The organism is Streptomyces sp. NPDC031479 (assembly GCF_055581065.1).
Genome location: NZ_JBVIKC010000005.1, coordinates 109,888 through 129,778, shown reverse-complemented (window position 1 = coordinate 129,778; position 19,891 = coordinate 109,888). Strand labels below are relative to the sequence as shown.

Genomic DNA, 19,891 nt, shown 5'->3' with positions numbered 1-19,891 from the left:
CGCCGCGACCCCGACGTGTTGAATGTCCGGCCGCGTTGAAGCGGTGGACACGTGTACGACCCGGCGACCTGGGCGGTTCTGATGGCCAAGCGTGAACCCAACGGACGACTGCGCACCCTCCTGAACGACGCCCGCTGGAGCGGGCAGGACTTCGCCCGCGCCGTGAACGGCGTGGCGGCCGAGACCGGTCTCACGCTGCGCTACGACCGCACCTCCGTCTCCCACTGGCTCTCGGGCACCCGCCCCTCCGCCCACGTGGTGGCCCTCGCCGCCGAAGCGCTGAGCCGGCGGACCGGCCGCCGGATCAGCCCGGCCGATACCGGGCTCGCCCGGGCCGCGCCGGGTCCGGGCGGATCCCGGAGACCGCCCGTGGGCACGGGAGGCGGAGCGCCGGGCGCGGCCGGCGGTACGACCGCAGGCGCACCCGCCGCCCCGTACGGCAGCGGGCCCGGCGCCGCACCCGGGCCGGCCGGCCTCGCCGGGGGCCCCTCCGGCGAGGTCCCGGTCTACTCCCGCGCCTGGCGGCCCCCCGGGGAACCGCCGACCGCTGCCGCGGCCCCGCGGTTCCCGGCGGGGGCCCGGCTCGAACACCATCAGGTCGCGGCGGCCGAGGCCCTGCTGCCGGTGTTCCGGGACGCCGACATGGCGTACGGCAGCGGCCGCGTCCGCCCGGCCCTGACCGCCTACCTCACCACCACCGTCGTCCCCTGGCTGAGCGCCGACGCGCCGCCCGCCGTCCGCCACCGGCTCCTCGGCAGCGCCGCCCGCCTCGCCTACACGGCCGGGTTCCTGTGCTTCGACGGCAACGAACAGGGCCTCGCCCAGGCCTACTACCGGGCGGCGCTGAGGCTCGGCCTTGAGGCGGGGGACCCGCGGTGCCACGCGCCCGTGCTCCGGGCGATGAGCGTCCAGGCCCACCACCTGGGGCACCGCAAGCAGGCCCTGGAACTGGCCGAGGCCGCAGCCCGCGACACCCCCCGACTCCCGCCGGTCCAGGCGGCGTTCGTCACCGGCCAGCTCGCCGTCGCGGAGGCGGCCTGCGGAGACCGGCGCGCCGCCCTGACCCATCTGGGCCGCGCCGAAAGGCTGCTGGAACGCGCGACGGGCCGGTGCGCCCCGATCGGCGACTACCACCGGGCCGCCTACCACCACCAGCAGTCCGAAGTCCTGGCCGCGCTGGGCGACACGGCGGGCGCCGTGGCGGCCCTGTCCTCCTCGCTGCGCCACCGCCCGCCCGTCGAACGCCGCGCCCGTGCCATCACCTCCGCACGGCTCGCCGAACTCCATCTGGACCGCGGCCACCTGGAGCGGGCCTGCGCCACCTGGCACGAACTGCTGGACACCGTAGGCCCGTTGGAGTCGGCCCGGGTCGCCGACGCCACGCGCAGACTGCGAGTCCGCCTCCGCGCCGCCGGGGGCAACCGCACCGCCCGCGCCCTCCTCATCCGCCTGGCCTAGGCCGATCGCCGCAGGTCCGGTACGCGGGAAGGCCGAAGGAGCGCGCGCCGGCGCGGCCCGCGTCCCCGGGAACGGTTGTCCGGGGGCCGGGAATCCGCTCTACTGCTGTGCAGCCCCGGCCCGGGGCACGTTCCTGGGAGGGGCTGCGAGATGACGGCGGACGGACGGTCCCACCGGCGCAAGGACGGCCCCTCGCGGCCCTCGCCCCACCGCCGCCGGCCGAGGCCGCTCGGGAAACGGCCCCTGCTCGCCCTCCTCGTCGCCTGTCTCCTCGCCGGAGCCTGCGTCGCCACCGGCATGTTCTGGGACCCCTTCCGGGCCGCCGCCGGCCAGGACCGCGCCGGGCCCGCCGCCGGCGCGCCCCGGCCCACCGGCACGCCCGCCCCCTCCGACCCCTCCGCCCCCGCCACGGGCCCCGGCCCCGGGAGCACGGGCCCGGCGCAGGCCCCGCCCCCGCCCTCCGCCCCCGTGCGGGGCCGGGTCGACAGCGGCGGCGCCCGCCCCGCCGGAGCCCTCCCCTTCGACCTGCCCGGACCGGCCGCGCTGCGCTCCGCGTCCGCCGCCGGGAAGCTGGTCTTCGCCCACTACTTCACCCCGTACCCGCTCTCCCTGGACAACGCGAGCGCCGACGCCGACTACTACACCCGCAACTACCTCCGCCCCGGCGGGGAGAACGGCAAGCACGAGCGGTACGGCGGCCTGCTGCGCGACCGCCCCCTGCCCGTCGCCCCGAAGGACGGCGACTGGGAGTACGCCAACCTCCGGCAGGAGGTGCGCACCGCCCGCGCCGCCGGCATCGACGGCTTCACCCTCGACCTGCTCTCCCTGACCGGGAAGAACCGGGAGCGCGCCGACCTCCTGATGCGGGCGGCCCACGAGGTCGACCCGGCCTTCAGGGTCATGCTGATGCCGGACATGACCTCGCTGGACACCGACGACCCCACGGTGCTCGCCGACGCCCTCGCCACCCTGGCCCGGGCCCCCGCCGCGCACCGGCTCGGCGACGGCCGCCTCGTCGTCTCCCCGTTCAAGGCGGAGGAGAAGAGCCCGGCCTGGTGGACCCGGATGATGGACACCCTCAAGGCCCGCTACGGCGTCCGCACGGCCCTCGTCCCCCTCTTCCTCGACTTCGGCGCCCACAACGCGGCCTACGCGCCGATCAGTTACGGGTTCTCCGAGTGGGGCAGCCGCAGCTACGCCGGCCAGGAGGGCGCCACCGCCGACGTGGACCGGGCGCACGGCCTCGGCAAGATCTGGATGCAGCCGGTGTCCGTCCAGGACGCCCGGCCGAACCAGGGGATCTACGACGAGGCGGGCAACACCGCCACCCTGCGGACCACCTGGACGCACGCCATCGACGACGGGGCCGACTGGGTGCAGCTGACCACCTGGAACGACTACTCGGAGGGCAGCCAGTTCGCGCCCTCCCTGCACAACGGGTACGCGTACCTGGACCTGACCTCGTACTACCTGACCCGTTTCAAGACCGGGCAGTGGCCCCGGATCGTCCGCGACACCCTGTACCTCACCTCCCGCACCCAGTTCGCCGCCACCGGCCCGACCGGCGGCCAGTCGCTGCTGATGTCGCCGCGCAGGGGCAGCGCCGCTCCCCGGGACACGGTGGAGGTGCTCAGCTTCCTGACGGAGCCCGCCACCGTCCGCACCACCGTCGGCCCCGCCCGGGACGAGCACGCCGCGCCGGCCGGGCCGCACGCCGAACTGCTGCCGCTGAAACCGGGCACCAGCTCCGCCGAGGTGGTGCGCGACGGGCGGACGGCGGCCTCGGTGGAGCTGCCGTACCGCGTCGACGGCACGGTGGCGGTGCAGGACCTCCAGTACTACGCGGCGACCAGCGGCCGGGACGAAGCGCCGCGCTGACCTCGCGCGCCCGGCCTGCGGGCGGGCGGACCGGAGGTAGGCCACTCTGGCGGAATCGGCCCTGTCGGAGGGTGCGTCGGGACTGCATGCTCCGGGGGACACGCCCGCGGGCCCCGTGCCGGGGCCGGCGGGAGACCCACAGCCTCACCGCGCACCCGGAGGTACCCGTGCCCGAGCCGTCCGTCCCGCCCGCACCGCCGGCCCCGCCCGTCTTCCCCGGCGGTCCGGGCCTGTTCCGGCTCGACCCCGACGTCGCCCACCTCAACCACGGCTCCTACGGGGCCGTCCCCCTGCCCGTGCGCGAGGCCCAGGAGCTGCTGCGCGCCGAGGCGCACGCCGACCCGGACGCCTTCTTCAACGCGGTCCCCGCACGGGTCGCCGCGGCCCGCGGGCGGATCGCCGACCGGCTCGGGGCGGACCCCGACGGCATCGCCTTCATCGCCAACGCCACCGAGGGCGCCAACCTCGCGCTCGACGCCGTGGACCTGGCCGACGGCGACGAGATCCTGGTCACCGACCACGGCTACGGCACCGTCGTCGCGGCCGCCGCCCGCCGGGCCCCCGTCACCACCGTCGCCCTCGACCCGCACCTGCCCGACGAGGACGCCGTGTGCGAGACCGTGCTGGCCGGGCTCACCCCCCGCACCAAGGTGGCCGTCCTCGACCACGTCAGCTCGCCGACCGCCCGCCTGATCGCCGGACCCCGGCTCCTCGCCGAACTGTCCGCGCGCGGGATCACCACCGTCGTCGACGGGGCCCACACCCCCGGCATGCTGGCCGAGCCGATCGCCGCCGCCGACTTCTGGTTCGGGAACCTGCACAAGTGGGGGTACGCCCCCTCCGGCAGCGCCCTCCTGGCCGTGGCCCCCGCCCACCGTTCCCGGGTCCGCTCCCTCTCCCCGTCCTGGGAGGACGAACAGGGCTTCCCGGTCTCCGTCGAGTACCGCGCCACCGCCGACTACACCGGCTGGCTCGCCGCGCCCGAGGGCCTGGACCTCCTCGAACGGCTCGACGCGGCCAAGGTCCGGGCCCACAACAGCGCCCTCGCCGCCTACGGCGCGGCCCTGCTCGCGCGGATCCCCGGGCTCACCCCCCTGCCGTACACCCCGGGCCTCGCGATGCGCTCCCTGCTGCTGCCCCCCGGCACCGCCGAGACCCAGGACGCCGCCCGCACCCTGCGCGAGGAACTCGCGGCGAAGACCGGCATCCGGGTCCTGATCTGGCCCCGGCAGGGAGGCGGCGGCATCCGCGTCTGCGGGCAGGTCTACAACCGCGCCGAGGAGTACGAGCGCCTCGCCGAGCTCCTGCCCGCCTTCCTCAGGCGCGCCTGAGCAGGTACGTGTCCATGATCCAGCCCTTGCGGGCCCGCGCCTCGGTGCGCAGCTCCTCGATCCGCCCGGCCACCTCCGCCAGCTTCCCCGAGACCAGGATCTCGTCCGGCGTGCCGACGTAGGCGCCCCAGTAGATGAAGAGGTCCTGGTCGAGGTGGGCCGTGAAGGCGTGCCGCGCGTCCAGCATCACCACCACGTCGTCCACGTCCTGCGGCCAGCCCTCCGCCAGCCGCCGGCCCGTGGTGATCTGCACCGGGCGCCCGACCCGGTTCAGGTTCGTACGGTGCCGGGCCAGCAGCGCCGAGACGCTGCTGATCCCGGGCACCACCTCGTGCTCGAACTCCACCCGGCCGTGCTCCAGCACCTCGTCGAGGATCGCCAGGGTGGAGTCGTAGAGGGACGGATCGCCCCAGACCAGGAAGGCCCCGGTCTCGCCCTCCGCGAGGTCCTCGGCGATGAACCGCTCGAAGATCTCGGCCCGCGCGCTGCGCCAGCCGTCCACCGTCGGCGCGTACTCGGCCGGGGTGCGGTCCCGGTCCGGATCGCGCCCCTCCACCAGCCGGTGGCCCGGCCGGGCGTGCTGCTCCAGCATCGCCCGCCGCAGCCCCGTCAGGTCCGACTTCTCCTCCCCCTTCTCCAGGATGAGGAATGCGTCCGCCGCGCCGATCGCCCGGACCGCCTGGAGGGTCAGGTGGTCCGGGTCGCCCGCGCCTATGCCGATCACTGAGAACTTCTTCACCCGGCTATTCTGCCCGTCATGCGTGCCGCCCTGTTCGTCACCTGCGTCAACGACGCGCTGTACCCGCGCACCGGCATCGCCGTCGTCCGCCTCCTGGAGCGCCTCGGCGTCGAGGTGGACTTCCCGGCGGCCCAGAGCTGCTGCGGACAGCCGCAGTACAACACCGGCTACCGGCGCGAGAGCGAGCCGCTGCTGCGCCGCACCGCCGAGGCCTTCGCGGGCTACGACCACGTCGTCACCCCCTCCGGCTCCTGCGCCGCGATGATCCGCGAGCAGTACCCGCGCATCGGCCGGAAGGCGGCCGAGGAGGGGCGCGGGAGCACACTCGCGGCACTGGCGGACGACCTCGTACCGCGGGTGCGCGAGCTGACCGAGTTCCTGGTGGACGTACTCGGCGTGACCGACGTCGGCGCGTACTTCCCGCACACCGTCACCTACCACCCCTCCTGCCACGGCCTGCGCTCCCTCGGGCTGGGCGACCGCCCGCGCCGGCTGCTGGCCGCGGTGAAGGGCCTGGAACTGATCGAGCTGCCCGGAGCCGAGGAATGCTGCGGATTCGGCGGCACCTTCGCCCTGAAGAACCCGGACGTGTCCGCTGCCATGGGCGCCGACAAGATCCGCAGCGCCCGGGCCACCGGCGCCGAGGTGCTGTGCGGCGCCGACAACTCCTGCCTCGCCCACCTCGAAGGCACCCTGCGCCACGCCGGCGAGCCACTGCGCACCCTGCACCTCGCCGAGATCCTGGCCGCCACCGAGGAGGAACCGCCGCGATGACCGGTACCGACCTCGGCATGCCCGCCTTCCCGCCCTTCCCCGAAGCGGCCCGCGAAGCCGTGGGGAACGAGGTGCTGCGCGCCAACCTGCGCCACGCCACCCACACCATCCGCGACAAACGCGCCCGCGCCGTCGCCGAACTCGACGACTGGGACCGGCTGCGCGCCGCCGGGAAGGCCGTCAAGGACCACACGCTCCGCCACCTCGACCGGTACCTCCTGGAGCTGGAGGCCGCCGTCACGGCGGCGGGCGGCACCGTGCACTGGGCGGTCGACGCCGAGGAGGCCAACCGGATCGTCACCGGCCTCGTCCTCGCCACCGGCGAACGCGAGGTGGTCAAGGTCAAGTCCATGGCCACCCAGGAGATCGGCCTCAACGAGGCCCTGGAAGCGGCCGGGATCGCCGCCTACGAGACCGACCTCGCCGAACTGATCGTCCAGCTCGGCCACGACCGCCCCTCCCACATCCTCGTCCCGGCCATCCACCGCAACCGCGGCGAGATCCGGGACCTCTTCCGCACCGAGATGGGCCGCTGGGGCCGCCCGGCCCCCGAGGACCTCGGCGACGACCCGCGCGAACTCGCCGAGGCCGCCCGTCTGCACCTGCGCGAGAAGTTCCTGCGCGCCAGGGTCGCCGTCTCCGGCGCCAACTTCATGGTCGCCGAGACCGGCACCATGGTCGTCCTGGAATCCGAGGGCAACGGCCGGATGTGCCTGACCCTGCCCGAGACCCTGATCTCGGTCGTCGGCATCGAGAAGGTGGTGCCGACCTTCCGCGACCTGGAGATCTTCCTCCAGACCCTGCCGCGCTCCTCCACCGCCGAGCGGATGAACCCGTACACGACCATGTGGACCGGGCTGGGACCGTGGAAAGGGGCCGACGGCGACGGCCCCACCGCCTTCCACCTCGTCCTCCTCGACAACGGCCGCACCGACACCCTCGCCGACCCGACCGGACGCCAGGCCCTGCGCTGCATCCGCTGCTCCGCCTGCCTCAACGTCTGCCCCGTCTACGAACGCGCCGGAGGCCACGCCTACGGCTCCGTCTACCCCGGCCCCATCGGCGCCGTCCTCAGCCCCCAACTGCGCGGCACCGCCGCCCCGATCGACGCCACCCTGCCCTACGCCTCCACCCTCTGCGGGGCCTGCTACGAGGTCTGCCCCGTCGCCATCGACATCCCCGAGATCCTCGTCCACCTGCGCGAACGGGTGGTCCAGGGCGGCCCCGTGACCCGTGCGGGCGTCCGCGTCCGCATCCGGCCCGCCCACGGCCACACCGCCGAACGGGCCGCGATGCGCGCCGCCCGCCTCCTCCTCGACCGCCCCGGCGCCCTGCGCGCGGGCGAACGGCTGCTCTCCCGGGCCCGGCGGCTGCGACCGCGCCGCCTGCCCGGACCCGGCCGGGCCTGGACCGACACCCGCGCACTGCCCGACGTACCGGCGGAGTCCTTCCGCGACTGGTGGGCCCGAGAACGGAAGTCCCCGCAGAAGTGAGCAGCAAGGACCGCATCCTCTCCCGCATCCGCCGCGCCGCCTCCGGCCCCGACCCCGAGGTCCCCCGCGACTACCTCCGGGTCCACGGCTCCCGCACCCCGGCCGAGCGCGTCGACCTGCTCGCCGCGCACCTCACCGAGTACCGCGCGACGGTCCACCGCACCGACGAGGACGGACTGCCGATGCTGCTTGCGTGGCTGCTGTCCCGGCACGAGAGCGTCCTCGTCCCGCCCGGCCTGCCCCCGTACTGGCTCTCCGCCGCCGACCCGACCCGGATCCACGACCGGGCCGCCTCCACCCCGGCCGGGCTGGACCGCGTCGGCGGCGTGATCACCGGCTGCGCCCTGGCCGTCGCCGAGACCGGCACGATCGTCCTCGACGGCGGGCCCGACCAGGGGCGCCGGCGCATCACCCTGATCCCGGACCACCACGTCTGCGTGGTGCGCGTCCCCGGCCAGGTGGTGGACTCCGTCCCGCAGGCACTGGAACGGCTGGACCCGACCCGCCCCCTGACCTGGATCTCCGGCCCCTCCGCCACCAGTGACATCGAACTCGACCGGGTGGAGGGCGTCCACGGTCCCCGTGTCCTGGACGTGGTCCTCCTCGACGCACAATGACGGCATGCCATCCCACATCGCCCTCACCGCCCTCGTGGTCAGCGACTACGACGAGGCCGTCGACTTCTACACCCGCGCCCTCGGCTTCGACCTCGTCGAGGACACCGCCCGCCCCGACGGCTCCCGCTGGGTCGTGGTCCGCCCGCCCGGCGCCACCGAGTCGGCCCTGCTGCTCGCCCGCGCCAAGGACGACGCCCAGCGCGCCCGCGTCGGCGACCAGACCGGCGGCCGCGTCGGCTTCTTCCTCTACACCGCCGACTTCGCCGCCGACCACGCCCGGATGACCGCCGAGGGCGTCCGCTTCCTGGAGGAGCCCCGCCACGAGGCGTACGGTTCCGTCGCCGTCTTCGAGGACCTCTACGGCAACCGCTGGGACCTGCTACAGCCCGCCGCCGCGTAGCCTCGGGGCCTCCACGGCGGCGTCGACCACGGCGCCGCCCTCCACCCGGCGGGCCAGCTCCCCGGCCCACCGGGCCAGCCCCGGCAGATCCATCCCGTACGCCTCCCGCACGCCGGCCAGCTGCGCCGCACCGCGCCGCAGCAGCCGGGCCCCGCCCACCGCGTTCCCCCGCGCGGCGTGCGTCAGCCCCACCGCCAGCTGCGCCATCCCCCGCCACAGCGGGGCATCGCCCCCGGGCCCCGACTTCCAGGCGTCCTCGAACACCTCGTGCGCGTGGAAGGGCATCCCGGCGTCCAGCAGCCGCTGCGCTTCCTCCACGGTCCCGGCCGGCGTACGCACCACCCCCTCGGGCTGCCGCTCCACGCCCTCGGCCCCGTACGGCAGCGGCCGCCCCAGCCCGTCGCGCGGCCGCGCACTGCGCGCCCGCCCCTCACCATCACGATCCCGTCCGTTCACCGGGCCATCCTCCCGCGCGCCGATCACCCGTGCACGCGCACCCCTCAACGTGCGGTAATGTTCTGCATGTGCCCGCCGCGAGGGGGAAAACCCCAGGTGGGCGGCACAACGGGACGTGGCGCAGCTTGGTAGCGCACTTGACTGGGGGTCAAGGGGTCGCAGGTTCAAATCCTGTCGTCCCGACCATGCGGAAACGCAGGTCGGAGGCCGTTCTCTCAAACTTGAGAGGACGGCCTTTCGTGCGTCCGGGGCCATGGTGGTCGCAGTGTGGTCGCACGTCCAGCCTGCGGCCGGGAGGCCGTGGCGCTGAAGGCCAGCGGCACAGGGGAGCGGAGCCGGCGGACGAGCCGTTGGATGTGGTCGCGTGGTGGTCGCAGTGACGCCGGGCGGCTCGTCCCGAGCCCGGCCTTCTCAGCTCCGGTGAGGGCGCGGTCGATGGTGTCCACGGCTTCGCGGGCGGCCTGGCGGGTGAGGTGGCTGTAGATGTTGGCGCTGGTCGACAGGGTGGAGTGCCGCAGCGTCTTGGAGACCACGGTCAGCGGCACGCCGGCGCTGATGGTGATGGTGGCCGCCAGGTGTCGCAGGTCGTGGACGGTGACCCGTGGGACGCCGGCCTCTTCGGACAGCTGATGGAGCCGGTCCAGGACGTGGTGGGGGCCGAGTGGTCGTCCGTCGGGGCGGCAGAAGACCAGGCCGGTGAACGGATCGTCAGGATCTCCCCGCATACGGGTGGTTGTCGTCGCTTGGTGTCGGAGTGCGGTCGCGACACGGGGTGAAATGGCGACCCAGGCGCGGCTGGAGCGGGTCTTCGGGGCGGTGATGACGAGGTGGTTGTTGTCGATCGCTGAGAGGGTGCAGCGTACGTACAGGATGCCTTCGGTGAGCTCGGGCGGCCCCGCAGGAGAAGTGGCTAGCTGCCGAATCGGCCGGCGGCGGGCACGACGGGAATCGGGATCTCGAAGCGGACCGTCCCGTAGGTGATGACAATCGCCTCCGACATCGAGGTGCCGGCGCGGTGCGGCCGCGCCCTCGCCGACCCGATCCGCTGCCGCATCCTGCTCGCCCTGTGCCAGGCTCCGGCCCATCCCGCCGAGCTGGCCGACGCGCGGGGCATCTCCCGGACCCGGCTGTCGAACCACCTGGCCTGCCTGCGCGACTGCGGTCTTGTCGTCACGGTCCCGGTCGGCCGCCGCACCCGCTACGGACTCGCCGACGAGCGCCTCGGCCACGCCCTGGACGACTTGCGCACCGCCGTGGTCGCCGTCGAGGCCGACCGTGCGTGAGTGGACGCCGAGGAGAAGGGTTGCTGTTGAGATGGCTGCGGAGATATCCATCGGCCCGGCCCCGGCCCGCCGTGACGCCCTCGCGAAGCGGATACGGCTGCTGGTCGCGGCCACCATCACCTGCAACGTTGTCGAGGCGATCGTCGCCATCACCGCTGGGGCTATCGCCCCCTCCACTGCGCTGATCGGTTTCGGCCTGGACTCGGTCATCGAGGTCTCCTCGGCCGCCGCGGTCGCCTGGCAGTTCTCCGGCCGCGACCACGCTGTCCGCGAGGCACGGGAGAAGACCATCCTACGGATCACCGCCTTCTCGTTCTTCGCGCTCGCCACGTACGTCGCCGTCGACGCCGTCCTGCCGCTCTCTGGCACCGGAGAGGCCGAGCGGACCATCCCCGGCATCGTGCTCGCCGCTCTGTCCCTGGCCGTGATGCCGTTTCTGTCGGCCGCCCAGCGCGAGGCCGGGCACGAACTCGGCTCCGCCTCGGCGGTTGCCGACTCGGACGCTTCCAGGGGGCGACCACAGGCGACCACCGCGCTCCCGAGGCCGCCGCGACCAGTGCCTTTCCCTTGTTGGCGCTCGGTGAGCGGCTTGGAACCGCCGGGCTGGGTGCCGGGGAGCGTGCGCCCACTCCACCCGCGCCGCTGCCCTGCGCAGGGGTTCACGATGTCCGGTCGTAGGCGCCGGCTGAGGATGGCGGCTTCGGATCGCAGCGGCCGGAGTCCGGAGCCCGGGGCGCAGCAGGCCAGGTGCGTTCGGTCCCGAGGCCGTCGACGATCACCGTCTCCGGTCGTCTCGCCGGTACAGCGGCCAGGTCCGGCTCCGCCTACCCCGCGCAAGCGGTACTCGCCGCGGGCCGGCGGCACCAGCTCAAGGCCTCGGGCCGTCGCCTCGGTCTACGGACGGCCGTGGCGCTCGACGGGCTGCCCGGGCGGTGAGGCTGCGGAGCGGGTGCCCTGTCTTCGCCGCACATGCTTCAGGTTGCGGGTGTGGCCGTCGTCTGTTCGTCGGTCAGGCGGGCCCGCCAGTCGCTGACGTAATCGTCGGGCATGGACGCCAGGCGGGCGATTTCCCCGTCGCTGCGCCCATCGGACCAGGCAAGGATCCGTGTCACGGTGCGGTTCCGTGCCGCGCGGAAGTCCTTGAGCATGTTCTCGAGGCGTTCGGCTTCCTCGGCTTCGCGGACGAGCTGCTGGTCGACGGCGGAGCGTTCCTCGGCGCGCAACCGGCGCAGATGGGCGTCCAGGCCCGTCAGGACCAGACCCTCCTGGTGCGCGGAGTTCTGGAACCCTTCGGCCAAAGCCGCCAGCACGCAGTCGGGGACGTCGGCGAGGGTGGCCCCGGGGGGCTTGGCCGCCTCCCAGGTGCCCCGACCCGCCTCTGTCGTCTCCAGCCAGACGCGGGCGTCTGTCGGAACACGGTCGCCGCACGCCTGCGCGCGGTAGGCGTACAGGGCGGCACGGTGGCCGTAGAAAGTGAAACCGTCCTCGATCTGCCGGTCGGCGGCGCGGCACATCCGCCCCGGTACACCGCCATAGCCGCTCTCGGGACTGTAGTCGGCGTAGGCATCGAGTTCCGCGTCCGCGGCCAGGCCCCAGGAGGGATCGCACAGACCGGGGTTCATGGCGAGGAACGCGCCGACCTCGACACGCCAGGCAGGGATCGGTGTCGTGCGCAGCCTGGGCCAGCGGAGATCGCCGGAGGGATCGAAGGTGTGGGTCGCGGCCTGCTCGATGTCGTCCCAGGCGGTGGCGGCCTCGGCCGACCACTCCAGTTCGTCGCCCGGTCCGATGCGGTGGATGGAGTCCACGAGCCGCTGCACGGCGGGGAGTATGCGCAGGGCGAGCGCGTGCAGTTCCTCAGCGGTGAAGAAGCGCCAGGAGCAGCCGCGCTGTTCGTCATGGGCCAGGTGGCCGAGCAGCTGCACCATTATTCCGGAGGCCGGGACGGCCCCGTCGCCGAGTGCCCTGCGGGGGAGGCCGGGGAGCTGGCTGCCGAGGTCTTCGGACGGGGCCCGCCAGTCGATGTCGCCGAACCATACGGCGCCGTCGCGTGCGTCCACTGCCAGCCACTGGTGGTAGCCCGCACCCGGGCCGTAGCGCTGCTCCTGCTGCTCGGCGTGCTCGTCGTGCCATACGTACTCGCCCGGAGGCGGGTCCAGCTCCACGGCCATGAAGCCGTCCTCGGGGCGGTAGCCGGTGAGGACGCGGGCCGTTCGCGGCGCACTGTCGGCGGCGGTCATGAGGGGTTTCCTCTCGCTGGAACGTCAACCGCCGCAAACGTAGGGCTCCCGTCACACAATAGTTTAACTTTCAGCCACCGCGTCCGGTAGTCGGACAAGCCGGGAGACCTGGCGTCACCACCCGGTCTACGCGCGTGCGGCCGCCGTCAACTTGGCGCATTTCACGTGGGTTCACGCTCCGTTCGCCTCCGGTAGCCGCCCGCCGCAGCCTCATGCGAGCGCGGCCAGCGCTTGCGCGGCGAGCATCTGCTCCAGGTCCAGGACGGCGCGCGGGGCGTGCCGGGTGTCGATGCGGACGGCGTAGATGAAGCGCGTCAACTGCGGCTCGGCCAGGGAGCGGGCCACGACCTGGGTGTTGGCGCGGGGTAGGGCGAGTTGCGGCATGACGGCCACGCACAGGCCTGCGGCCACGAAGCCGAGCACGGTGTTGAAGTCGTCCCCCTCGTATTGCAGGCGGGCCTGGAAGCCAGGCGTCTTGGCCATCTGGGACAGCAGTTCCAGGCGCAGTGCGGCCTCCGGAGCCGCGATCCAGGTCTCGGACGCGAGGCTGGCCAGGTCGATGACCTCCCTGTCGGCCAGGCGGTGGTGTGCCGGGACCACGGCCACCACCGGATCCCGTGCGACCAGCGTCCGGCGCAGCATCCGGGGCGGCGGGACGGGGATGAAGTCGTAGTCGTAGCTGAGGGCCAGGTCCATGTCCCCCCGCTTGAGCCGGTTGTAGCAGGCCTCGGGTTCCAGTTGGCTGAGGCTGACCTGCACGTGGGGGTAGGCCGCGTGGAGTTGGGCCAGCGCTTGCGGAACGATGCTGGTGGCGGCCGAGGCGAAGGCGCCGAGGCGGATCCGTCCGGCCGTACCCGCGCGCATGGCGTCGAGTTCCACCGATGCCGTCGCCAACGCGTTGCGGACGCCCTGCTCGGCGTCGAGAAGGACTTCGCCGGCCGGTGTGGCGCGCACGGGCCGGCGCTCCAGCACTCTCAGGCCCGCGCGGCGTTCGAGTTCGGCGATCTGCTGGGAGACCGCGGGCGCGCTGTAGCCGAGCTCGCGTGCGGCGGCGTTGAAGGAGCCGTGCCGCACGACGGCTTCGAGGGTGGCGAGCAGGCGGGGGTCGAGTCCTTGCACGGAGTTAAGGCTCACTTATCTGTCGCGAAGATGTGTTTTCTTGTGATTGCGGATGAACGCCAGCAGGATTCTTGCTCGCGGCAAGAAAAACGCAAGCCCGCGCTCCCGGATCGTGACCGCCCCTCCACCTTGTCGCCGGGGCGCCCTCCGCCAGTGCCCCGTCCGCCCCGTCCGCCTTTTCTGCCGCAGCCCGCCGTGGCCGGGGACGTCCGGCGGGGCGGGTGTGCACCCGGCCATCGACGATCACCCCTCACGCCCTGAAAGGAAGTGGTATGCCCCAGCCGCCACTCATCGGACTCACCACCTACCTGGCCGACGCCCGGTGGGGCGAGTGGGACCTGCCCGCCGCAGTGTTGCCTGCGGCCTACGCCGGCTGTCTCCAGGCCGCGGGCGGCCGGGCCGTCCTGCTGCCGCCGGACGCCCCGTCGGCAGCGGCCGATGTGGTCGCACGTCTGGACGCGATCGTCCTGACGGGAGGCGAGGACGTGGATCCCGCCCTGTACGGCGCCCGGCCCCACCCGCGCACGGGGCCGCCGGTCCGCGAGCGCGACCGGTGGGAGCAGGCTGTACTGGCCGCTGGTCTCGCCCGCGACATTCCCGTGCTCGGAGTGTGCCGGGGTATGCAGCTGATGAACGTACACGCCGGAGGCACCCTCATCCAGCACCTGCCCGACAGGGTGGGCCATCACGGCCACAACCCCTACCGGGGCCACTTCTGTGCCCACACCGTCACCACCGCGCCGGGGACCCGGATCGGCGCCCTCCTGCCGGGGACCCGCGAGGTCGCCACGCACCATCATCAGGCCGTGGATCGCCTTGGCTCCGGGTTCATCGTGGCAGCCCGTGCGGCGGACGGCACCGTCGAGGCGATCGAGAGCACCCGGCACCGCTTCGCCGTGGGCGTCCAGTGGCATCCGGAGATGGGTGTCGACACGCCGGTGGTGCACGCCCTGGTGGATGCCGCCGGTTTCGCCGCAGACACCGATCGGGCGGCTTCGGTGGCAGGACGGAAAGTGCGCACGGTACGAAACTCGCCGGGCCGGACTTTCCCGACACAGGTGTCTTGACACCCTCCGGCGCACCCATCAGGATCACACCGTGAACCTGTCAGACAGCCAGACAGGTGGCCAGGCCCCGCGGCGCGTCAGCGCGATGGAAGCGGTCTTCGGCCACCTGCGCAGCGCCATCGAGCGCGGTGAGTACGTCGTGGGCGACAAGCTCCCCTCCGAAGCCGAGTTGTGCCGGACCCTGGAGGTCAGCCGGCCCGTGCTGCGGGAGGCGCTCCGAGCCCTCCAAGCCATCGGCCTGACCGCCTCCAAGAGCGGCAAGGGCACGTTCGTCCTGGCGAACACGGTCGAGGACCCCACCTTCGGCGACTACGTCGCCAGCGACCTGCTGGAGGTGCGCCGGCACGTCGAGATCCCGGTCGCCGGGTACGCCGCGCTGCGCCGCACCCCGGAGGACCTGGACCATCTGGGCCATCTGCTCGACCGGATGGAGCAGGAGACCGACACCACCGCGTGGGTGGCGATGGACACCGTCTTCCACCTGGCGGTGGCCGAGGCATCCCGCAACCCCGTCTTCCGCCGCGTCATCGAGGAGATCCGCGACGCACTGGCGCGTCAGTCGACCTTCCTCAACGAACTGGGCGGCCGGCGCGAGCAGTCCAACTGCGAGCACCGGGCGATCCTCGAGGCGCTGGCCGACGGTTCCGAGCACGACGCGGTGGAGGCCATGTCCCACCACCTCCTGCGGGTCGAGACGACCCTCACAGAAATCGTGCGCCCCCAGCGCGCGGCCACCTCCACGGAAGGCAGACCCGAGGCGTGAGCGAGCAGTTCCTCAAAGACGAGAAGCGCCCCACGACCCGTCACGTGGACGCCGGGGACACCGGCTACAGCAAGTCCTTGACACCCCGGCACGTCAACATGATCGCCATCGGGGGTGCGATCGGCACCGGGCTCTTCCTCGGCGCGGGCGGACGCCTCGCCGACGCCGGCCCCTCACTGTTCGTCGCCTACGCCGTCTGCGGGATCTTCGCGTTCCTCGTCGTACGCGCGCTCGGCGAGCTCGTCATGTACCGGCCGTCCTCCGGCGCCTTCGTCTCGTACGCCCGGGAGTTCCTCGGGGAGAAGGGCGCGTACACCGCGGGCTGGATGTACTTCCTCAACTGGGCGACCACCGGCATCGCCGACATCACCGCCGTCGCCACATACACCCATTACTGGCGCCTGTTCTCCGACGTCCCGCAGTGGGTGATCGCGCTCATAGCCCTGGCCGTGGTCCTCACCGTGAACCTCATCTCGGTGCGGATCTTCGGCGAACTGGAGTTCTGGTTCGCCATCGTCAAGGTCGGCGCGCTGGTCGTCTTCATGGCCATCGGGATCTTTTTCCTCGTGACCCGGCACACCATCGACGACGCCGTGCCTGGTCCGTCCCTGATCACCGACAACGGCGGGATCTTCCCCAACGGCCTGCTGCCCATGCTGCTGATCATCCAGGGCGTCGTCTTCGCCTACGCCTCCGTCGAGCTGGTCGGAGTCGCGGCCGGTGAGACCGAGAATCCCGAGGAGATCATGCCGAAGGCGATCAACTCGATCATGTGGCGCGTCGGCCTCTTCTACGTCGGCTCGGTCGTCCTGCTGTCGATGCTGATGCCGTGGAACAGCTACAGCGCAGGCCAGAGCCCGTTCGTGACCGTGCTCTCCCACATCGGCATCCCGGCGGCCGGCGACGTGATGAATCTGGTCGTTCTCACCGCGGCCATGTCCTCGCTCAACTCCGGCCTCTACTCCACCGGCCGCATCCTGCGCTCGATGGCCGTCAACGGCTCCGCCCCGAGCTTCACCGCCCGGCTGAGCCGCACCCAGGTGCCCTACGGCGGCATCCTGCTCACCAGCGGCATGTGCGTCCTCGGCGTCGGGCTCAACTTCGTCGTTCCGGCGGACGCGTTCGAGATCGTGCTCAACCTGGCCGCCATCGGCATCCTCGCCACCTGGGGCATGATCATGCTCTGCCACCTCCTCTTCTGGCGGAAGACCCGTGACGGCGAACTGACCCGTCCCTCCTACCGCCTGCCCGGGTCCCCGTGGACCGAACTCGTGACGCTGGCCTTCCTCGCCTCCGTCCTGGTCCTCATGTACGCCGACGGAGGAGCGGCGCGCACCACCGTGCTGTGCGTGCCACTGATCGCCGCGGCGTTGGTCGCCGGCTGGTACGCCGTCCGCGGCCGCGTGGCGCGCGCCGCCGCGAAGAGCGAGGGCTGAGCCAAGCGGCGGGCGCGGCCCGGTCCCCCCGGGCCGGGCCTGCCGCCGGCCACCCCGGTCAGCAGCAACCCACCACTAAACGAGGCAGTGATGCGCAGCAGTCTCCTCGCGGACGCGCCCGCGATGCGCGAGCCCCAGCATGCACCCGTCGCCCACGTCACCCGGGGCGGCGTGATCGAGGGAGTCCACTACGGATCCGTCGTCGTCCTCGGCGGTCATGGCGACGTCCGGTTGAGCGTCGGAGACATCGAGGCCGCCTGCTACCCGCGCTCAGCCCTCAAGCCGGTCCAGGCCCTCGCCATGGTGCGGGCCGGGCTGCCGCTCGACGGCGCCCTGCTCTCCCTCTCGATGGGCAGCCACTCCGGCGAGGAGCACCACCTCGCAGGTACCCGGCTGATCCTCGAACTGGCCGGCCTCACCGAGGACGACCTGCGCAACGTCCCCGACATGCCGTACGCCCCGGCGGTCCGGGATGCCTGGGTGCGCGAGGGCCGCGGGCCTTCCCGGCTCGCCCAGAACTGCTCCGGCAAGCACGCGGCGATGCTGTACCTGTGCAAGCTGGCCGGCTGGCCCCTGGAGAGCTACCTCGACCCGGGCCACCCGCTTCAGAGGGCGATCGCCGAGGTCGTCGAGGAACTCACCGGCCAGCACATCGCGAACGTCACCGTCGACGGCTGCGGAGCCCCGCTGTTCGCAGTGTCCCTGCACGGCCTGGCCCGCGCCGCCGCCCGCATCGCCACGGCCGGTCCGGACACCGCCGGGCGCCGGGTGGCGGACGCGCTGCGCGTCCACCCGGAGATGGCCTCCGGCACAGGGCGAGACGCGGCCCAGCTGATGCGCGCGGTGCCCGGGCTGCTGGCCAAGGACGGCTTCGAGGGCGTCCAGGTGGCCGCGCTGCCCGACGGCCGCGCCGTCGCAGTGAAGATCGCCGACGGGGCGGACCGGGCGCGCATCCCGGTGACGGCCGCAGCCCTCGCCCGGGCGGGAGTCGAGCCGCGGCTGCTCGCCGGGTTCGAGGGCGAGCCGATGACCGGCGGCGGCCGGCCCGTCGGCGGCATCCAGCCGGTGGCGGCGCTGAACCCGCCCAGCGTCCCCGCCACCGCCTGACTCCATGCCCTTTCACCACCTTGACCCACCCACCTCAGGAAGAGGGCCGCACACCCATGACCGCCGCCACCCGTAGCGAACACGACCTGCTCGGAGACCGCGACGTCCCCGCCGACGCCTACTGGGGCGTCCACACCCTGCGCGCCACCGAGAACTTCCCCATCACCGGGACGCCCATCTCCGCCTACCCGCACCTGATCGACGCCCTCGCCGCCGTCAAGGAGGCCGCAGCCCTCGCCAACGAGGAACTCGGCCTGCTGGAGCCCGCGAAGGCAGCCGTGATCGTCGCCGCCTGCCGGGAGATACGCGGCGGCAAGCTCCACGACCAGTTCGTCGTCGACGTCATCCAGGGCGGCGCCGGCACCTCGACCAACATGAACGCCAACGAGGTCATCGCCAATCGGGCGCTGGAGCTGCTGGGCCACGCCAGGGGCGAGTACCGGCACCTGCACCCCAACGAGGACGTCAACCTCGGCCAGTCCACCAACGACGTCTACCCGACCGCCGTTCGGATCGCGACCGCCTCGGCGGTGCGCGGCCTGCTCGAAGCCATGGCCGTCCTGCAGGCCGCCTTCGCCCGCCGGGCCGCCGAGTTCCACGACGTGCTGAAGATGGGCCGCACCCAGCTGCAGGACGCCGTACCGATGACCCTCGGGCAGGAGTTCTCCGCCTTCGCCGTCATGCTCGACGAGGACCGCAGCCGGCTCGCAGAGGCCCTCGGACTCATCCACGAGATCAACCTCGGCGCCACCGCCATCGGCACCGGCCTCAACGCCCCTGCCGGGTACGCCGAGTCGGCCCGCCGCCACCTCGCCGACATCACCGGGCTGCCCCTGGTCACCGCGGCCGACCTGGTCGAAGCCACCCAGGACTGCGGCGCCTTCGTCCAGATGTCCGGCGTCCTCAAGCGCATCGCCGTCAAACTGTCCAAGACCTGCAACGACCTGCGCCTGCTGTCTTCCGGGCCGCGCGCCGGACTCGGCGAGATCAACCTGCCGCCGGTGCAGGCGGGCTCGAGCATCATGCCCGGCAAGGTCAACCCGGTGATCCCGGAGGTCGTCAACCAGGTCGCCTTCGAGGTGATCGGCAACGACATCACCATCACCATGGCCGCCGAAGCCGGACAGCTCCAGCTCAACGCCTTCGAGCCGGTCATCCTGCACTCGCTGTCGAAGTCGGTCACCCACCTGCGCGCGGCCTGCCTCACCCTCGCCGAGCGCTGCGTGGCCGGCATCACCGCCAACACCGAGAAGCTGCGGGCCACCGTTGAGAACTCCATCGGCCTGGTGACCGCCCTGAACCCGCACATCGGATACACCGCCGCCACCGACATCGCCAAAGAGGCCCTTGCCACCGGCCGGGGCGTGGCCGAGCTCGTCCTGGAGCGAGGTCTGCTGCCGGCCGAGCGGCTCACCGCCCTGCTGCGGCCAGAGGTGATCGCGGGAGCCAGAGCGGCCGGGGCCTGACGCGGGGCTGCGCCGGCTCATGCGTGCTCTTCCCGCGAGGCCGCGGTCCTTTGCCGGGTTGCTCGTTGTGCTGATGACGGCTTCGGCCGGCATGGGGAGGCGGGATGGCAGCACCAGTGAGGGTTCGTGGCCTGTCTGAGCAGGACGGGGCACCCACCGATCGAGTGACGGGAAGGCCCTCGTGCCGACGGCCGGCTCGGCCCTGCGCACTCCCGCCGCAGCACGGCTGCAGATCACCCAAGAGAGCGGTGAGGGTCACATTGA

General features: G+C 72.9%; 18 protein-coding genes, 1 tRNA gene and 1 pseudogene. 15 read left to right on the top strand and 5 right to left on the bottom strand.

What is annotated here, in order from left to right; genetic code table 11:
• Positions 1 to 81 precede the first annotated feature (81 nt).
• The 3 genes from ACZ5D2_RS08370 to ACZ5D2_RS08360 all read left to right on the top strand — a co-directional run bounded on the left by ACZ5D2_RS08370 (position 82) and on the right by ACZ5D2_RS08360 (position 4,667).
• On the top strand, positions 82 to 1,458 hold the full coding sequence (locus tag ACZ5D2_RS08370; RefSeq protein ID WP_468928134.1) for a hypothetical protein: 1,377 nt from the start codon (positions 82 to 84) through the stop codon (positions 1,456 to 1,458).
• Positions 1,459 to 1,608: 150 nt separating this feature from the next.
• A complete protein-coding gene (locus ACZ5D2_RS08365) occupies positions 1,609 to 3,336 on the top strand; it encodes a glycoside hydrolase family 71 protein (RefSeq protein ID WP_468928131.1) in 1,728 nt (575 codons plus the stop codon).
• A gap of 167 nt (positions 3,337 to 3,503) precedes the next feature.
• Positions 3,504 to 4,667: an aminotransferase class V-fold PLP-dependent enzyme gene (locus ACZ5D2_RS08360; protein ID WP_371675668.1), complete on the top strand. Its 1,164-nt coding sequence runs from the start codon at positions 3,504 to 3,506 to the stop codon at positions 4,665 to 4,667.
• Here the strand turns inward: ACZ5D2_RS08360 and cobF are convergent.
• Positions 4,654 to 5,406: a precorrin-6A synthase (deacetylating) gene (gene cobF / locus ACZ5D2_RS08355; protein WP_266843950.1), complete on the bottom strand. Its 753-nt coding sequence runs from the start codon at positions 5,404 to 5,406 to the stop codon at positions 4,654 to 4,656. The genes ACZ5D2_RS08360 and cobF overlap by 14 nt on opposite strands.
• An 18-nt stretch (positions 5,407 to 5,424) precedes the next feature.
• Here cobF and ACZ5D2_RS08350 point away from each other — a divergent pair, with 18 nt between their 5' ends.
• Genes ACZ5D2_RS08350 through ACZ5D2_RS08335 form a run of 4 tightly spaced genes read left to right on the top strand, consistent with a single transcriptional unit; the run spans position 5,425 to position 8,690 of the window.
• A complete protein-coding gene (locus ACZ5D2_RS08350) occupies positions 5,425 to 6,180 on the top strand; it encodes a (Fe-S)-binding protein (RefSeq protein ID WP_371675667.1) in 756 nt (251 codons plus the stop codon).
• A complete protein-coding gene (locus ACZ5D2_RS08345) occupies positions 6,177 to 7,673 on the top strand; it encodes a lactate utilization protein B (RefSeq protein WP_468928127.1) in 1,497 nt (498 codons plus the stop codon). Before ACZ5D2_RS08350 ends, ACZ5D2_RS08345 begins: the two co-directional genes overlap by 4 nt.
• Positions 7,670 to 8,290, top strand: a complete 621-nt coding sequence (locus ACZ5D2_RS08340; RefSeq protein WP_371675665.1) for a LutC/YkgG family protein — start codon at positions 7,670 to 7,672, stop codon at positions 8,288 to 8,290. Before ACZ5D2_RS08345 ends, ACZ5D2_RS08340 begins: the two co-directional genes overlap by 4 nt.
• 4 nt (positions 8,291 to 8,294) lie before the next feature.
• Positions 8,295 to 8,690 carry a VOC family protein gene (locus ACZ5D2_RS08335; protein ID WP_371675664.1) on the top strand — a complete coding sequence of 132 codons (396 nt, stop codon included), beginning with the start codon at positions 8,295 to 8,297 and terminating at the stop codon, positions 8,688 to 8,690.
• Here the strand turns inward: ACZ5D2_RS08335 and ACZ5D2_RS08330 are convergent.
• On the bottom strand, positions 8,670 to 9,146 hold the full coding sequence (locus ACZ5D2_RS08330; protein WP_371675663.1) for a DUF309 domain-containing protein: 477 nt from the start codon (positions 9,144 to 9,146) through the stop codon (positions 8,670 to 8,672). The two genes, ACZ5D2_RS08335 and ACZ5D2_RS08330, sit on opposite strands and share 21 nt — an antisense overlap.
• Positions 9,147 to 9,255: 109 nt before the next feature.
• On the opposite strand from ACZ5D2_RS08330, the gene ACZ5D2_RS08325 reads away from it, so the two are divergent.
• Positions 9,256 to 9,332 (top strand) — tRNA-Pro (locus tag ACZ5D2_RS08325).
• 29 nt (positions 9,333 to 9,361) lie between these two features.
• Here the strand turns inward: ACZ5D2_RS08325 and ACZ5D2_RS08320 are convergent.
• Complete coding sequence (locus ACZ5D2_RS08320) at positions 9,362 to 10,231, bottom strand: tyrosine-type recombinase/integrase (RefSeq protein ID WP_371675655.1); 870 nt, start codon at positions 10,229 to 10,231, stop codon at positions 9,362 to 9,364.
• Between ACZ5D2_RS08320 and ACZ5D2_RS08315 the strand changes: the two genes are divergently transcribed.
• Positions 10,124 to 10,429, top strand: a complete 306-nt coding sequence (locus ACZ5D2_RS08315) for an ArsR/SmtB family transcription factor (protein WP_371675654.1) — start codon at positions 10,124 to 10,126, stop codon at positions 10,427 to 10,429. The genes ACZ5D2_RS08320 and ACZ5D2_RS08315 overlap by 108 nt on opposite strands.
• Before the next feature lie 31 nt (positions 10,430 to 10,460).
• A pseudogene (locus ACZ5D2_RS08310) lies at positions 10,461 to 10,928 on the top strand (cation transporter); the annotation flags it as partial.
• A 475-nt stretch (positions 10,929 to 11,403) separates the two neighbouring features.
• Here the strand turns inward: ACZ5D2_RS08310 and ACZ5D2_RS08305 are convergent.
• Together ACZ5D2_RS08305 and ACZ5D2_RS08300 are read right to left on the bottom strand one after the other, a co-directional pair.
• Positions 11,404 to 12,669: a hypothetical protein gene (locus ACZ5D2_RS08305; protein WP_371675653.1), complete on the bottom strand. Its 1,266-nt coding sequence runs from the start codon at positions 12,667 to 12,669 to the stop codon at positions 11,404 to 11,406.
• A gap of 210 nt (positions 12,670 to 12,879) precedes the next feature.
• Entirely contained in the window at positions 12,880 to 13,788 is a 909-nt protein-coding gene (locus tag ACZ5D2_RS08300; RefSeq protein WP_371675652.1) for a LysR family transcriptional regulator, read from the bottom strand.
• A gap of 272 nt (positions 13,789 to 14,060) precedes the next feature.
• Between ACZ5D2_RS08300 and ACZ5D2_RS08295 the strand changes: the two genes are divergently transcribed.
• The 5 genes from ACZ5D2_RS08295 to aspA all read left to right on the top strand — a co-directional run bounded on the left by ACZ5D2_RS08295 (position 14,061) and on the right by aspA (position 19,627).
• Positions 14,061 to 14,855 carry a gamma-glutamyl-gamma-aminobutyrate hydrolase family protein gene (locus tag ACZ5D2_RS08295; protein WP_371675651.1) on the top strand — a complete coding sequence of 265 codons (795 nt, stop codon included), beginning with the start codon at positions 14,061 to 14,063 and terminating at the stop codon, positions 14,853 to 14,855.
• A gap of 31 nt (positions 14,856 to 14,886) precedes the next feature.
• Positions 14,887 to 15,618: a FadR/GntR family transcriptional regulator gene (locus ACZ5D2_RS08290; RefSeq protein ID WP_078613352.1), complete on the top strand. Its 732-nt coding sequence runs from the start codon at positions 14,887 to 14,889 to the stop codon at positions 15,616 to 15,618.
• Positions 15,615 to 17,054 carry an amino acid permease gene (locus ACZ5D2_RS08285; RefSeq protein ID WP_371675650.1) on the top strand — a complete coding sequence of 480 codons (1,440 nt, stop codon included), beginning with the start codon at positions 15,615 to 15,617 and terminating at the stop codon, positions 17,052 to 17,054. Before ACZ5D2_RS08290 ends, ACZ5D2_RS08285 begins: the two co-directional genes overlap by 4 nt.
• 90 nt (positions 17,055 to 17,144) lie before the next feature.
• Positions 17,145 to 18,161: an asparaginase gene (locus tag ACZ5D2_RS08280; RefSeq protein ID WP_371675649.1), complete on the top strand. Its 1,017-nt coding sequence runs from the start codon at positions 17,145 to 17,147 to the stop codon at positions 18,159 to 18,161.
• A 56-nt stretch (positions 18,162 to 18,217) separates the two neighbouring features.
• Positions 18,218 to 19,627 carry an aspartate ammonia-lyase gene (gene aspA, locus ACZ5D2_RS08275; protein WP_371675648.1) on the top strand — a complete coding sequence of 470 codons (1,410 nt, stop codon included), beginning with the start codon at positions 18,218 to 18,220 and terminating at the stop codon, positions 19,625 to 19,627.
• The last annotated feature ends 264 nt before the right edge of the window (positions 19,628 to 19,891 follow it).